The sequence below is a fragment of the Hyphomicrobium nitrativorans NL23 genome (assembly GCF_000503895.1).
GTDB lineage: Bacteria > Pseudomonadota > Alphaproteobacteria > Rhizobiales > Hyphomicrobiaceae > Hyphomicrobium_C > Hyphomicrobium_C nitrativorans.
Genome location: NC_022997.1, coordinates 799,263 through 813,204, shown reverse-complemented (window position 1 = coordinate 813,204; position 13,942 = coordinate 799,263). Strand labels below are relative to the sequence as shown.

The window sequence follows — 13,942 nt, the reverse complement described above, 5'->3', positions numbered from 1 at the left end:
GAGGTCTTGAGCCCTCGATGCCATAGACCGAAACCATGACAAAGCCTGCCATCCTCGAAGCGGTAATCTACGCGCGCGACCTTCCCGCCGCGGAAGCCTTTTACACGCGCCTGCTTGGAGTTGCACCGCACGCAAAGGTCGACGGCCGCCACATCTTCTACAAGCTCGCGCATCACATGCTTTTGATCTTTAATCCCGAGGCAACCCGCACTCCCCCGGACGGTCCCCTTCCCGTGCCGCCTCACGGCGCCAGAGGCCAGGGACACGTCTGCTTTGCAGCCAACGCGGACGAAATCGAAGCGTGGCGCCAGCGCCTCTCCGCCATGAGCGTCGCAATCGAATCCGACTTCGAGTGGCCCCAGGGCGGCCGTTCCATCTATTTCCGCGATCCCGCCGGCAATTCCGTAGAATTCGCCGAGCCGCGCATCTGGGGTTTTGACGCATGACCACGCTGACGTTCGGCACACGCCTCGTTGTCGCGAGCCACAACCCCGGCAAGGTCTGGGAGATCAAGGAACTGATCGCCCCCTTCGGTCTCGACGCGGTTTCCGCCGGAGATCTCGGCCTTGCGGAGCCGGAGGAAACCGAAACGACCTTCGAAGGCAACGCCACCCTCAAAGCCGTCGCCGCCGCAAAAGCGTCGGGGCTTCCCTCGCTCGCAGACGATTCCGGCATCGAGGTCCACGCGCTCGACGGCGCGCCCGGCGTCTATTCGGCCGACTGGGCCATGCCCGGCAAGGACTTCGGCCGCGCCATGCAACGGGTCCACGACGAACTCGCGGAACGCGGCGCCTGGTCCGGCCCCGCCCCCACGGCGAACTTCATTTCCGTGCTCTGCCTCGCGTGGCCTACGGGCGAAACGCGCCTCTTCCGCGGCCGCGTGGACGGCACGCTCGTCTGGCCACCCCGCGGCGGAAACGGCTTCGGCTTCGACCCCATGTTCGTGCCCGAAGGCGCAACCGAAACCTTCGGCGAAATGGAACCCGCGGGCAAATACGCCATCTCCCATCGCACCCGCGCTTTCGCCGCCTTCAAGCGCGACTGCCTCGAAGGCATCGCAGCCGAACCTGCACGTCCGAAATCCGGCCGCGACCTCGAAGGCCTCGAAGCCGCCGCCCGCAATCTCTCGACGCAAGCCGAACTGGCCCGCTTCATCGCCTCCTTGCGCGACGACCTCGCAACCAACGGCGCCGACTGGCCGGTGCGCGACTTGACAAGCTTCCTGGGTGCTCTCCAACAGGCTGCGGAAAAGGTCGACACGCCCGATGCCGAACCCCGCTGGCGCACGCTCGCCCGCGCGCTCCTCGCCGCCAGCCGATGACGCCGCCGATCCAAGCCACAGCAACCGACGACGGCACGCCCGGCTTCGGCGTCTACATCCACTGGCCGTTCTGCGCGCAGAAATGCCCCTACTGCGATTTCAACAGTCACGTCCGCTTCGGCGGCTGGGACGAGCCGCGCTTCCTCGCCGCCTACAAACGCGAACTCGACCACGTCGCAAACCTGATCGCGCACGGTGGCCCTCGCTCCTCTTCCCCTCCCCCCTTGTGGGGGAGGCCGGGAGGGGGGGATTCCAGAACGGCTGCTGTCGGGCTTCCCCCACCCCTAACCCCTCCCCAAGTCCATGCGGAGCATGGCTCCGCCATGACATGGGAGGGGAAGGCGCATCGCCCCCCACCGTCACCTCGATCTTTTTCGGCGGTGGCACGCCGTCTCTCATGCAGCCTGCAACCGTCGCCGCAATCCTCGATCACATCGCAAGCCTCTGGCCCGTGTCGCCGGGCGCCGAAATCACGCTCGAAGCCAACCCGGGCAGCGTCGAAGCCGGCCGCTTCGCGGGCTATCGCACGGCAGGCGTCAACCGCGTCTCCATCGGCGTGCAGTCGCTCCGCGACGAGGATCTCAAACGCCTCGGCCGCATCCATTCGGTGGAAGAGGCGAAGGCTGCCGTTGCGCTCGCCCACAAGACATTCGACCGCGTTTCCTTCGATCTCATCTACGCCCGCCCGCACCAAACACCCGCCGATTGGCGCGCGGAACTTACCGAAGCGCTCGCGCTGGCCGGCCGCCATCTCTCGCTCTACCAGCTCACCATCGAGCCAGAGACGCCCTTCGCAGCCCTCTATGCGAAAGGCCGCCTCGCAATTCCCGCCGCCGAAGCCGCTCACGATCTCTACGAAGTGACGCAGGATCTCACCGCCGCTGCCGGCCTGCCCCAATACGAGATCTCGAACCACGCCGCGCCCGGCGAGCAAAGCCGCCACAACCTCACCTACTGGCGCTATGGCACCTACGCAGGCATCGGCCCCGGCGCCCACGGCCGCTTGCAAACACCTGCGGCACTCCTCGCCACCGAAACCGAACGCAACCCCGAAGCATGGCTCGCGAACGTCGAAGAAACCGGCCACGGCATCGCGGCTACAGAAGCGATCCCCTCTTCCGCCCAAGCCGACGAACTGCTGCTGATGGGTCTGCGCCTTGCGGAAGGCGTAGATCTCGACCGCCTCGCCCGCATCAGCGGCCTCGCACCCAGCGCGGCCCGCCTCCGGAAACTCTCCGACCAGGGGCTGATCGAGCAGATCTCTCCCGCCACTGCACCCGCTTCCGAACCCGGCTTCGACGAAATCCGCGCCTGCCTCGGCCCGGGCCTCACCCCAGCCGGCCAAGAAAAAGCGCCCCGCCTTGGCCGCATCCGCGCCACCGGCGAAGGCCGCTTTATCCTGAACCACCTCGTCCTCGAACTCACATCGGGACTGGAAACCGCGCTTCAACACCAATAAAAAACACCGCCCTCGCTGCGTCCTGCCTGCAATAGACAAGTGGACCGCCGCCCACTAAGCACGCCGGAAACCTCTCCACGGAGCACGACGGATCATGATTAGGCGGCTCTACGACTGGACGATGGATCTCGCCCGCCACGGCCGCGCGAAGCACGCGCTGTTCTGGATCTCGTTCATCGAAAGCTCGTTCTTCCCGATCCCGCCCGACGTGATGCTGATCCCGATGGTGATCGCAGAGCGCGCGAAAGCGATGCTCTACGCCTCCATCGCAACCGTCGGCTCCGTGCTCGGCGGCATCGCCGGCTACATCATCGGCTATTTCCTGTTCGAGCAGATCGGCCTGCCGATCCTCGAACTCTACGGCAAGGCCGACAAGGTCGCGGAATTCTCCACGTGGTTCAATGAATGGAGCATCTGGATCTTGATCGTCCTGGGCGGCCTCACGCCCTTCCCCTACAAGGTGCTCACGATCACGGCAGGCGTAACGGCTATGCCGATCCTCCCGTTCATGCTCGCCAGCATCGTAGCGCGCGCCTCGCGCTTCTTTCTCGTCGCGGGCCTGCTCTACTATTTCGGCCCGCCGATCCGCGAATTCATCGAACGCCGCCTCACGCTGGTGACGACCGTGTTCGTCGTGCTTCTGGTCGGCGGCTTTGTCGCCGTCAAGTATGTGGTCTAAGCTCCTGGCGTACCGAGGATCTTGAGTATGTTAATGTCTGAAATCCCCGAAAAAAGCGCCGCCTACCGCACCGGCGGCCTGACGCTGTTTTTCGCGACCGGCATCATTCTCGTCGCGCTCGCCTTCGAACACCTCGGCGGCTACACGCCCTGCCCGCTCTGCCTGATGCAGCGCTACGCCTACTATGCAGCCATTCCGCTGCTGTTCGTCGCCATGGCGTTGACATCCGAGATGCCGCGCCTCGCGGCCTTCCTCTACGTCGTCGTCGCGCTCGCCTTCCTCGGCAACGCTGGCCTCGGCGTCTATCACGCGGGCGCTGAATGGAAATTCTGGCCGGGCCCTACGACGTGCGGTGCAGCCCAGTCGCTCCCCACCTCCGCATCCGACCTGCTGTCGAGCCTCGCGGAAAGCCGCGTCGTCCGTTGCGACGAAGCCCCGTGGACGTTCGCGGGGCTATCCTTTGCGGGCTGGAACGTCGTCGCCTCGCTCGCAGCGTTCACCGGCGCGCTCAAAGCTGCCTTTCTTTCAGCATCTGTGCGCGACTGAAACGGCCGTTGATTCAAGCGCTTGAAATTATCAACAAGCGCGCGCCGCAAACCAAAAATCCAGACGCGTGAGCCGCTTGCGAACTTCGCATGTGGCCGCGACGTAGCATGTCAAGATGATTTCCACCGCAAGTCATTTTTGCGCCCTGCCGTGGCCACAGTGTCACGGTCATATGAGTCCATACGCGGAACGCAAATGGAACAGCGTGAGTGTCAGCGGACCGCGGAGGGAGGGAAATGTGGACGTGCGGGAAGCTCTGGGAGGGTGTCCCGTTCGAAACTGCCGAAACGCTCTTTGTGTCGGAGAAAGGGGCAAGTGTTGTGTCCGCCCACGATCGACGGAAGCAGATGGCATCGGTGTTTTCCACAACAGACAGACCATCTCCCTGGAACCGAATGCGTAAGCGTTGCGTCAGTTGCGTACCGAGTAGCGGTGTTGCGTTGAGTAAGCGTGAGTTGAGTACCCCAGTCTTGCGTACCCCAGTTTTGCGTACCCCAGTTTTGCGTACCGAAGTTCCGCGTAGCGTTGCGTTGGCGTACCCCCAAAAGTCCCCCAAAGACACGCTGAAACGCGTGTTCGAAAGAATGAAGCGAACCGCTCGGACACAAAAGTCCATGCGTTTGTCTGAGCGGTTCGCACCCCGGAATTCTTCAGTTCAGCGTCTCCGGCAGGAAGGATCCAGCGTCTCGCTCAATTGAGCGACGGATCCCGCATGTTCCGGTCGTCGCGTAAGAGTGAGTGAAGTCGATGCGTTTGGAAGAAAGTCACTGGCGTTCGCTGCAGGATGTTGTTGGCGTCGTCCTGGCAGCCACGAAAGACGGGTCTCGCGGCGGAGCGACAAACCCCATCGCGGAGAAATCGCCGCAACAGGCAGGAAACCGGCCGATTTCCTACACGAAGCAATAGTCGGCCAAGGAATTCGGAGGCTCTCGAAAAGCCTCCAACGAGTAGGCAAGCATACCGGGCACCTGACGATCAGTCCCAGTTGGTGTCACATGGACCGGTATATGCGTAGTGGCACTGAAGCGAACCGGTGTGCTTGCCCCCCAACGTTTGAGTCACAGTAAATTGAGGAGCGACCCAATGGTTCCCGAGCACGTCAATCCGATTGAATGGCATCAGGCCGTCGGCATTGCGCGCCAGTCCTGCGCTCGCTTTTTCCGCGACGGCGGAACGGCCCGCGACGCAATGCGCGCATTCGGCGCCGAAACCGGCACAGCGGACACGAAGAACGCAGCCGATTGGGGGAAAGCCGTCGAGGCGATCGCGCTCGTCCTCTGCGCAAAGCCGGAAAAGCGCGCCGCCTGAGCCGCGCGCTGCTTGACGCTTATCAGCTTGGACCTTCCAATTCAGGCCCCGGCAACGGGGCCTTTTTTTGCGCGCGGAACAGATCTGCAAACCGGGCCGGAGTCAATCATGGCCGCGCAAACGCGCCCTACGGCTCCAGTTCGGTGTCCCAGTAGAGATAGTCGAGCCAACTATCGTGCAGATAGTTCGGCGGGAACAGCCGCCCGTTCCTGTGAAGCTCGAACACCGTCGGCCGATACGGCATCTGGTGCGGCCGCATCTCGATATCCCACGGCATCTCCGCACCCTTCCTGAGGTTGCAGGGCGCGCATGCGGTCACGACATTGTCCCAGCGGGTCAACCCGCCGCGCGAGCGCGGAATGAGATGATCGAACGTCAGGTCGTCCTTGATGCCGCAATACTGGCAACTGAAGCGATCGCGCAGGAAAACGTTGAACCGCGTAAAAGCGGGATACAGCGCCGGTTTGACGTAAGTTTTGAGAGAAACGACGGAGGGAAGCTGCATCTCGAAGCTCGTCGAGCGAACTGTCCGCTCATACTCCGAGACGATGTTGACGCGATCCAAAAAGACGGCCTTCACCGACTCCTGCCAGCTCCAGAGCGACAACGGGTAGTAGCTCAGGGGCCGGAAGTCGGCGTTGAGAACCAGTGCCGGAAACGAGTCCGGCTTGGCAGCATGAGCGTTCACGAGGCTGCTTCCAATCGGTTCGCGTCGAATCGAAGGGAACCCTCCGATATCGGGTGCGGATACTAGCGACGCATGACAGCTCTGTGAAGAACCCCTGTCTAATGGGAACTTTCCGCGTCGTATCAGTCGGATGACCCAATTTATACGCGTCGACGGCGCGTTCGGATCGCACGCCTACCGCGAAACGCGCTGGTGTGCGTAGAACGCCCAGAGAAGATGCGCCGCCACGCCTCGCCATGGCCGCCACCGCTCGGCAAGCGCCAACAATTCGCGCGAACTGGGTCGCGTTTCGAACGCGAATGCGCGTTGGGCCGCAATCTGCAGCGCGAGATCACCCGACGCGAAGCCGTCCGGCCGACCAAGACAAAACAACAGGTAGATATCCGCCGTCCATGGACCGATGCCGCTCACGCCCACGAGCGCGTCGAAAAGCTCCGTATCGGCCATATCCTGATCGAGCACGAGCGCGCCGCTTTGAATGGCGCTCGCAGCCGCCCGCAACGTTCGCATCTTTCCTTGCGACAACCCGGCAGCCCGCAATGTCGCATCGTCCTGCGCGAGCAGCGTCTCGGCATCGAACGGATCGACGGCGCGCACTGTGCGCGCCCAGATCGCAGCCGCACTCGCAATGGAAAGCTGCTGCCCGACGACGATCCGCGCAAGGCCCTCGAACCCTGCCGGATGGCGCCGCAGCAAAGGGTCGCCGATCGTGTCATGCACGCGCCGCATCACCGGACACAGACGCCGCAACGCCAACGCTCCGGCGCGGATGTCGCGCGCGCTCTCCAACGTCGCGCTGACGCGGACCCTCCGTGCCTCCCGTATCTTCCTCGCCATGAGATCGACGCTCCCCGCTTTTCGCAGACGCTCTCTCAAAGTAGGCTTCGTCCATGAAATTGGAAACATACACGCGCCGCTGGCGGCCCGCAGAGCTGCCGCGGCGGCCGGACGGCGACGATCGTTCGAACGGCGAAGCGCGTCCCGTATTCCGCTTCGCTCCGAGCCCGAACGGCCCGCTCCACCTCGGCCACGCACTCTCGGCGTTTCTCAACTTCGACATGGCGCAAAGCTTCGGCGGCCGCTTTCTCCTTCGCATCGAGGACATCGACCTCGCCCGCACGCGCGAAGAGCACGTCACCGGCATCTTCGACGACCTCGCCTGGCTCGGCCTGAGCTGGGAAGAGCCCGTGCTGCGCCAGAGCGAGCATTTCGCGACCTACCAGGCCGCCGCCCACACGCTTCTCAAGTTGGGCCTGCTCTATCCCTGTTTCGCAACGCGCGCCGAAATCGCCGAAGCCTCGAAGCGTGCACCGGGCGCACGCGATCCGGACGGCGCACCGCTCTATCCCGGCCTGCACAAACGCCTCGCGAAGGAGGAAGTTGCAGAGCGCATGAGGCGCAATGAACCGTTCGCGTTGCGCCTCGACATGGACCAGGCCCTCGACGTGCTCGCACTCAGGACGAACGCGCGACGCGTGACGTTCTGCGAACTCGCCGCCGACGGAACCGGCGAAGAGATCGAGGCAGACCCCGCCGTGTGGGGAGATGCGATTATCGTGCGCAAAGATACCCCGACGAGCTACCACCTCGCCTGCGTGGTCGACGACGCGCGCCAAGGCATCACCCACGTAGTGCGCGGCCGGGATCTTTACGCCGCGACCGGATTGCACCGCCTTCTGCAAGTCCTCCTCGGCATTCGCCGGCCGGTCTATCATCACCACCGCCTGCTGACCGGCCCCGACGGACGCAAGCTCGCCAAAAGCGCCGGCGCACGCCCCCTGGCCGAGTTTCGGGACGAGGGCGTCGAGCCGGCGGAGGTGCGCGCACGTGTGGACCTTGGGCATCAACTGCCCACCATTCCGGCTAACGACCGTTCGTAAACCAATGTTTCCGATGGCCCGCCATCGGCTTATCGCCTACACTTCAACCGTGGATTTTCCCGATATCTGAGCCTGTTAGTGAGCTTGCTAGGTGAAAAAGCCGCGGAAGCCCAAACCGAAGGCCAAACGCCGTGCCCCAAGCCCGGCGATCGCTCCGCGGCGTACCCTCGCACCGGCACAGCGCGCGCGCCACGCAGGCCGCGCCCAGCGGCACACCTCGCTCGCGTCCATAGGCCGCCGCCACCTCTCAGCGATCCGATCCTCCGGGACCGCCTCAGCACGCCGCGGCTGGTCCGAACTCGCACGCCTCGCCCAGCGCATCTCGGCAGGCGAGCTCCGCTCGACGTTTGAAAACTCGCGCACGCCCCCACGCACAATCGCGCTTCCCTATTCGCGGGACGAACGCCAGGTTCTGCTGCTTCTGTTCCTGCCGATCCTCCTCGTGGCGTCGGCCCTCGTCGCCCATCAATCGATGCGCACGCTCTACGACTACGTCACGCTCGCCGCGATCGTTGGGCCAGATCGGGAAGTGGCATCCATCCGCCCCGGCATCGCGAAAACGGGCCTCCCCCCCGCAGCGGAGTTGCCGGAGCCCGCGGCACGTCCGGCGATCGCTCGCGAAACGGCGATGCCGGCAACGGCCGTGCGCCTGCTCGCCGGCACACCGGAAACGGAAGCTCCGAACCCCACCGCACCAACGGTCCCCGCCGTCGCCCAAGCGGGCTACGCCGACGCCCGCCAGGTGGCAACCCCGGCGGACTTGGCCCCGGTGCCTCGTAATTTGTCCTCGATTCCGGAAACCAAGGCTCCCGCAACGGCAGCGCTGCCGTCCGAACCGCCAACGACCGTGGCTTTTCTGAACCCAGCCCCCGTGGCCGGCCTGAGACAGCCCAGCGTCGTGCCCGCACCCATCGAAGCATTCGAGGCCGATGATAGCGGCCAGCCCATTCTGCCGGGCATCTGTACGGTTGCGGATGCGGAGCGAAACGCCCCTGTCATGACCGGCACGCTTCCCGTCAGCACCGCCGCGCCCGTCTCGCTCAGCCCCGAAGCCTTCGGGCTCCGCCTCGCCGAAGCGGCCGAAGCGCAGACCACGGTCTTCGTTGTCTACAACGACACCTATCGCAGCATCGCCTATCCCATGGGCGACGTGCACCACATGTTCGGCGTCTGCACCGACGTTGTCGTACGCGCCTACCGCGCGCTCGGGCTCGACCTGCAGGCGCTCGTCCACCAAACCCGCTCAGGCCGGGGCGACCGCAACATCGACCATCGCCGCACCGAGGTGCTGCGCCGCTTCTTCGCCGCCCACGGCGAAAGCCTCCCCGTCTCGCCCTTCGCCGAGGATTACAGACCCGGCGATATCGTGACCTATCACCGGCCGCAGAACAGAGGCTCGCGCTCGCACATCGCAATCGTATCCTCGGAAATTGCGCCTTCCGGCCGCCCGATGATCGTGCACAATCGGGGCTGGGGCCCGCAGCTCGAAGACGCGCTCTTCGTCGACCGGATCACCGGCCACTACCGCTACCGCGGGCCGATGCCCGTCCAGGAAGCGCGTGCACCGGAAAGAGCCGCACCCTCGATCTCGCCCGTAGCCGGCATCGCCGCGGCAGCCCTCCCGGTTTTTCTCCCCGCTCCCGGCAATTGAGCGAGAGCCTCCTTTTTTCTCCGCCTGCGAAGAAACGAATTGGGAGTCCCTGCAACTTGGCGGGCTCATAAACCGTAAACCACGTATTTCGGCGCGGACTCCTTGAAAAAGCATCGCCAAAACATAAAAAGACTAGCAACACGCTTGCCTAAGGCAGCGAATAAGCTCAGCTTTCATGGATGAGTAAAATGCCGAAAAGGGTCGGCATGCCGGTAGTGCGTACGCAACAGACTTTGAGATCGAATTCCAGCGCACGCGGAAAACCGAAAATGCCTAGCTTCCGGATGACCTCTTCCAACCCATTCTGGTTCGAGGATCTCGTTTTCCTCGTCATGGAGGAGAGCCGCCGCCTGCCGGAACGCGCTTCTGCCGCGTTCTCGCGCGCGCGCCGCACGGCTGAAGCAGGCGCCGCCGCCGTTGTGCGCATGAAGCCGCTCCTGGTGCGCGAGGCCGTGGCACCGGCCAAGGCCGTTCCCGTCGCAACCGTCCAGACACGCGTCGTCGCCCGCGTCGAAGCCGATCTGCTGGACGATCCGCTGTCCTGGGCGCTGGCCACAGAGCCGTTGGTGAGCGGCGCGAAAGGCGTCGAAAGAGCCGTGGAGCTGCACGAAAAGGCCCGCGAGCAGCTCGGCGCAATCACGTACGTCCTCGACCGGATGCGGGACGAGTTGAGCCCCGCGCTGAGCAAGGCTCCCGCCCGGACGGAGCAAAAGCCCGCGGACGGCGATGCCGCCGTCCGGCTCGACACCTCGATTGAAGCGCTTCTCGCCCTGTCGCGGAGAAACGCCGCAACACGCCCGAAGGACCGCCTTCTCACGGCAGCTTAAGTCCGGGAAAAGCGCCCTGAGCACCTCACCGCCCGTCGGGCGGCGGAACGGACTGCGCGGGATCGAGCACGTGCCCGCCGAAGGTCTGCAACTCCAGCACCGCAATCGCCCGCTCGGATAACCCGTCGGCGCGAAACCTCAGATGCCCGTCGATCCCCGTAAATCCGGCCGGCCGCGTCAGCGTCTCGGTCGTAAACCGCTGCCCAGGCTCGGCTGAAGACAGCGTGATCGCAATGCTCACGGCATCGTACGCCAGGCTCGAAAGCCGCGGCGGTGGCTGACCGAACGTCCGCGAGAACCGCTGCACATAATCGCGCCATCCGTGCGGATCGGGCCCGGGATACCAGCCACCGACGAAAGCCTGCGCACGCCCGGCGTTGGGATAATCCCAGCCACCCGTGCCGATGAACTGCACCGTATCGCCCCTGACACCCGAATAGGTGAGGATGGGATCGATCTGCGGCAGCACCTCCGCACCACCCGCGACCAGCAGCGTGTCGACAGGCGCGACCGTATCGGTGCTTTGCCGGAGCCCGTCGGCCAGCATCCTCACCGGCTCCAGCATCGCGTTGGCCGTCAACGGATAGCGTGTCACGGCCGCGACCGATCCCCCATGGCGCTGCGCCGCGCGATGCAGTGCAGGCTCGATCACCTGTCCATAGCCGTCATCCGGCAGCAGGGCCGCAAAGCGGCGTTTGCCGCGCGCCGCGGCATAGGCCACGATCCGCTCCACCTCCTGCTCCGGCAGAACGCTCATGAGGTAGACGCCCGGTCCCGCCGCGCGCCGATCGTTGGAGAACGAGAGCACCGGCACGTTGGCCTGCCGCGCGACCGGAGCAACCGCAACGGTCGCTTCCGCCGTCAGCGGCCCGACAAGGATTTCCGCGCCCTCGCCGATCGCGTCCGTCGCAGCCTGCGCCGCGCCCTGCGCGGTCCCCCCATCGTCCTTGACGATAAGTTGTACGAGCGGCGTATCGAGTTCGAAAAGCGCGAGTTCCCCGCCCTGTTTCATGCCACGCGCCGTCGCCGCCTGCGGGCCGAAGCCCGAGAGCGGCAGCAACATTCCGATGCGCACGGGTTTCCGTGGGCGTCCATTTCCGGCTGGCGCCGTGGGCGGTCCCGCACCGAGCCCTTCGGTGGAGCTGTCCGATCCGCCGAGATTGGTGGCGCAAGCCGCTAGCCACAGAGCGGCCGCGCCGACAAGGATGAGGCGCCACCACGTAAGCGCCCGCGCGGCTCGAACCGCGAGCCGGCCAGGAACTCCGCTGTCGGGCCGAATGGAGGGCGGCCGGCAAGAATCGGTCGTCACGCAGAAAACACCGTCGGCCTTATGGAGATCGCACGCGAGGTTACAGCCAAACCTGGCAATGAGGTTGGGAAGATTTCGTTACAGCTCGTGGACGGCAGGGTGAAGCGAATTGTGCCCCCCACCGAAATATGGCTTGGATCTTTCACGGCAAAAGGGTGAAAACGTGGTCGCGCAACAGTCGGCGAATGTCGCCCGGCGCTGGCACGGCGCACCGTTAACCAGCGCGCGTCAACCGGAGCGGATGACATGCCCGACGATACGCGGGAAACCGAAACGGCAGCCTCCTCGACGACGGCCAATCGCGTCGTATTCGAGGTCGACCGCCAGCTCGCTCAACCGCTCACGCCTGGCCTCTACCTCGTCGCAACCCCCATCGGGCACCTGGCCGACATCTCATTACGCGCCATTGCAACCCTCGCCCGCGCCGATGTCGTCTACTGCGAGGACACCCGCCACAGCCGCACGCTCCTCGCTCATTACGCGATCCGGGCAACCCTGCGCCCCTACCACGAGCACAACGCCGAGACAGAGCGCCCACGCATCGTGCGCGAACTCGCCGCCGGCCGCGCCGTGGCCCTGATCAGCGACGCAGGAACCCCGCTGATTTCCGACCCCGGTTTCAAGCTCGTTCGGGACGCGGCTGCGGCAGGGCACGCCGTGACGGCGGTGCCCGGCCCATCCGCCAGCCTCGCGGCGCTGACCGTCGCGGGCCTGCCGACCGACGCCTTCTTTTTTGCGGGCTTCCTACCGCCGAAAGAAGGCGCACGGAACAGCCGTATAGCCGAGCTGGCTGCCGTGCCGGGCACGCTCGTTTTCTTCGAAGCCCCCAACCGCGCCGCCGCAACCCTCGCAGACCTTAGGGATCGCCTGGGCGACCGCGAAGCCGTTCTCGCCCGCGAACTCACGAAACTGCATGAGGAAGTCCGCCGCGGCACGCTCGCCGAGCTTGCGGAAAAGGCGGAAAGCGACCCGCCCAAGGGCGAAGTCGTGATCGTCGTCGGCCCCCCAGCCGATGAGGAGGCGAGCGACGCCACCATTGCCGAACGCCTCGCCCCCGCGCTCGAAACCCTGAGCCTCCGTGACGCCACAAAAATGGTGGCCGACACGCTGAAGGTCCCCAAGGCGCGCGTCTACGACATCGCCCTCGACCTCAAACGCCGCCAATGACCATGCGGGCGCCGCGCCGACACTCCGACGGAGACGCGCGCGCCGCCCGGCGCAAGAGCGAACGGCAAGGCCACTCGCCCTGATGCTGCGCGGCTACCGCATCGTGAGCCGCCGCCAACGGACGCGGCTCGGAGAAATCGATCTCATCGCCATCCGCGGACGCCGCCTGGCCTTCGTCGAGGTCAAGCGCCGCCCGTCTCCAGAAGCTGCCGAAGCCGCCCTAACACCTTATCAGCGCGACAGAATTCGGCGCGCGGCCAGTCTCTGGCTCGCTCAGAACACGCGCTATCAATCGCACGACATCGGCTTCGATCTGGTGCTGATCGTCCCGCGCAAATGGCCCCGCTACCTCCGGGACGGCCTCTAGGCGCCCTCCCTTGCGCGCACCGCTACACGAATATGTGTGATTGCAAGGGCTTCCTGACTGGGCTCGGGATAATTATACGCTACGATGTAACATCGCAGCTTCGAAACGGGGCCTCACCCGACGTCTCTAGGGAGAAAACGCTGATGAAGAAACCGATCGTCGCCATTGCGGCATCTGCAGCCGCTCTCGCACTTGGCGCGAGCGTTGCCTTTGCTGCCAGTGTCGTGGCGGCAAAGAAATACGAGTTCGATGTCGAAAAGGGCACCGCCGAAGCAGAGCGCAAGGCCTTCTGGGACAAGTACGGCGGCTGGTGCGCGATCCAGGATTGGCACCCGGCGGTCGAGAAGTGCGAGGAGAGCAAAGAGGGTGACGACACGTTCCGCACACTCACGCTCAAGGGCGGCGGCACGATCAGGGAGCAGCTCATTGCGAGCAGCGCCACGATGTATCGTTATGCGATCCTCGAAAGTCCGCTTCCGGTGCAGAACTACTCCGCACAGTTTCAGGTCTTGCCGGAGGGCGACGATCTCGATGGCGTGAAACTGACCTGGAGCGCCACCTTCGACCCCGCCGAGGGCAAGGACGCCAAGGAAGCGCGCGACGTCATCAACGGCATCTTCGAGGCCGGCGTCGACGCCATCAAAGCCGAGCACGGCGGTTCGTCTGACGACGACGATTGAGCATTGGCGGGCTGTGGACACGGAAAACGGGGGCGCGAACCGGCAAGGATCGCGTCCCCG

Annotated in this window: 14 protein-coding genes and 1 pseudogene; 12 read left to right on the top strand and 3 right to left on the bottom strand. The window is 64.9% G+C overall.

Annotated features, from left to right (window positions below; genetic code table 11):
* Positions 1 to 35 precede the first annotated feature (35 nt).
* From W911_RS03765 to W911_RS03740, 6 genes are all read left to right on the top strand, one after another.
* Positions 36 to 446 carry a VOC family protein gene (locus W911_RS03765; RefSeq protein WP_023786182.1) on the top strand — a complete coding sequence of 137 codons (411 nt, stop codon included), beginning with the start codon at positions 36 to 38 and terminating at the stop codon, positions 444 to 446.
* Positions 443 to 1,321, top strand: a complete 879-nt coding sequence (locus W911_RS18640) for a non-canonical purine NTP pyrophosphatase (RefSeq protein WP_023786181.1) — start codon at positions 443 to 445, stop codon at positions 1,319 to 1,321. The genes W911_RS03765 and W911_RS18640 overlap by 4 nt, the downstream gene beginning before the upstream one ends.
* Before the next feature lie 328 nt (positions 1,322 to 1,649).
* Entirely contained in the window at positions 1,650 to 2,780 is a 1,131-nt protein-coding gene (hemW, locus tag W911_RS03755) for a radical SAM family heme chaperone HemW (RefSeq protein WP_081717620.1), read from the top strand.
* Between the two features lie 94 nt (positions 2,781 to 2,874).
* Complete coding sequence (locus W911_RS03750; RefSeq protein WP_023786180.1) at positions 2,875 to 3,459, top strand: YqaA family protein; 585 nt, start codon at positions 2,875 to 2,877, stop codon at positions 3,457 to 3,459.
* A gap of 33 nt (positions 3,460 to 3,492) precedes the next feature.
* Complete coding sequence (locus W911_RS03745; protein WP_244438583.1) at positions 3,493 to 4,005, top strand: disulfide bond formation protein B; 513 nt, start codon at positions 3,493 to 3,495, stop codon at positions 4,003 to 4,005.
* A 1,083-nt stretch (positions 4,006 to 5,088) separates the two neighbouring features.
* The gene (locus tag W911_RS03740) at positions 5,089 to 5,313 is read left to right on the top strand and encodes a hypothetical protein (RefSeq protein WP_041316236.1); all 225 of its coding nucleotides are present in this window, start codon (positions 5,089 to 5,091) and stop codon (positions 5,311 to 5,313) included.
* Between the two features lie 127 nt (positions 5,314 to 5,440).
* Here W911_RS03740 and W911_RS03735 read toward each other — a convergent pair whose 3' ends face one another.
* Both W911_RS03735 and W911_RS03730 read right to left on the bottom strand, forming a co-directional pair.
* Positions 5,441 to 6,001, bottom strand: a complete 561-nt coding sequence (locus W911_RS03735; protein WP_023786177.1) for an HNH endonuclease — start codon at positions 5,999 to 6,001, stop codon at positions 5,441 to 5,443.
* A 174-nt stretch (positions 6,002 to 6,175) separates the two neighbouring features.
* A complete protein-coding gene (locus W911_RS03730; RefSeq protein ID WP_023786176.1) occupies positions 6,176 to 6,838 on the bottom strand; it encodes a DNA-3-methyladenine glycosylase family protein in 663 nt (220 codons plus the stop codon).
* 53 nt (positions 6,839 to 6,891) lie between these two features.
* Here W911_RS03730 and gluQRS point away from each other — a divergent pair, with 53 nt between their 5' ends.
* The 3 genes from gluQRS (at position 6,892) to W911_RS03715 (ending at position 10,359) form a co-directional block, all read left to right on the top strand.
* Positions 6,892 to 7,881: a tRNA glutamyl-Q(34) synthetase GluQRS gene (gene gluQRS, locus W911_RS03725; protein ID WP_023786175.1), complete on the top strand. Its 990-nt coding sequence runs from the start codon at positions 6,892 to 6,894 to the stop codon at positions 7,879 to 7,881.
* A 91-nt stretch (positions 7,882 to 7,972) separates the two neighbouring features.
* Positions 7,973 to 9,532, top strand: coding sequence for a DUF1287 domain-containing protein (locus W911_RS18545; RefSeq protein WP_023786174.1), 1,560 nt, complete (start codon positions 7,973 to 7,975; stop codon positions 9,530 to 9,532).
* 284 nt (positions 9,533 to 9,816) lie between these two features.
* Positions 9,817 to 10,359: a hypothetical protein gene (locus W911_RS03715; protein ID WP_023786173.1), complete on the top strand. Its 543-nt coding sequence runs from the start codon at positions 9,817 to 9,819 to the stop codon at positions 10,357 to 10,359.
* Positions 10,360 to 10,384: 25 nt separating this feature from the next.
* Here W911_RS03715 and W911_RS03710 read toward each other — a convergent pair whose 3' ends face one another.
* The gene (locus tag W911_RS03710; RefSeq protein WP_144083498.1) at positions 10,385 to 11,668 is read right to left on the bottom strand and encodes a penicillin-binding protein activator; all 1,284 of its coding nucleotides are present in this window, start codon (positions 11,666 to 11,668) and stop codon (positions 10,385 to 10,387) included.
* 246 nt (positions 11,669 to 11,914) lie between these two features.
* Here W911_RS03710 and rsmI point away from each other — a divergent pair, with 246 nt between their 5' ends.
* The 3 genes and pseudogenes from rsmI to W911_RS03695 all read left to right on the top strand — a co-directional run bounded on the left by rsmI (position 11,915) and on the right by W911_RS03695 (position 13,882).
* Positions 11,915 to 12,835 (top strand): 16S rRNA (cytidine(1402)-2'-O)-methyltransferase, encoded by a 921-nt coding sequence (gene rsmI / locus W911_RS03705; protein ID WP_023786171.1) that lies wholly within the window; start codon positions 11,915 to 11,917, stop codon positions 12,833 to 12,835.
* Between the two features lie 40 nt (positions 12,836 to 12,875).
* Positions 12,876 to 13,202, top strand: a pseudogene (locus W911_RS03700) (YraN family protein); the annotation flags it as partial.
* A 143-nt stretch (positions 13,203 to 13,345) separates the two neighbouring features.
* Positions 13,346 to 13,882, top strand: coding sequence for an SRPBCC family protein (locus W911_RS03695; protein WP_023786169.1), 537 nt, complete (start codon positions 13,346 to 13,348; stop codon positions 13,880 to 13,882).
* Positions 13,883 to 13,942 lie beyond the last annotated feature (60 nt).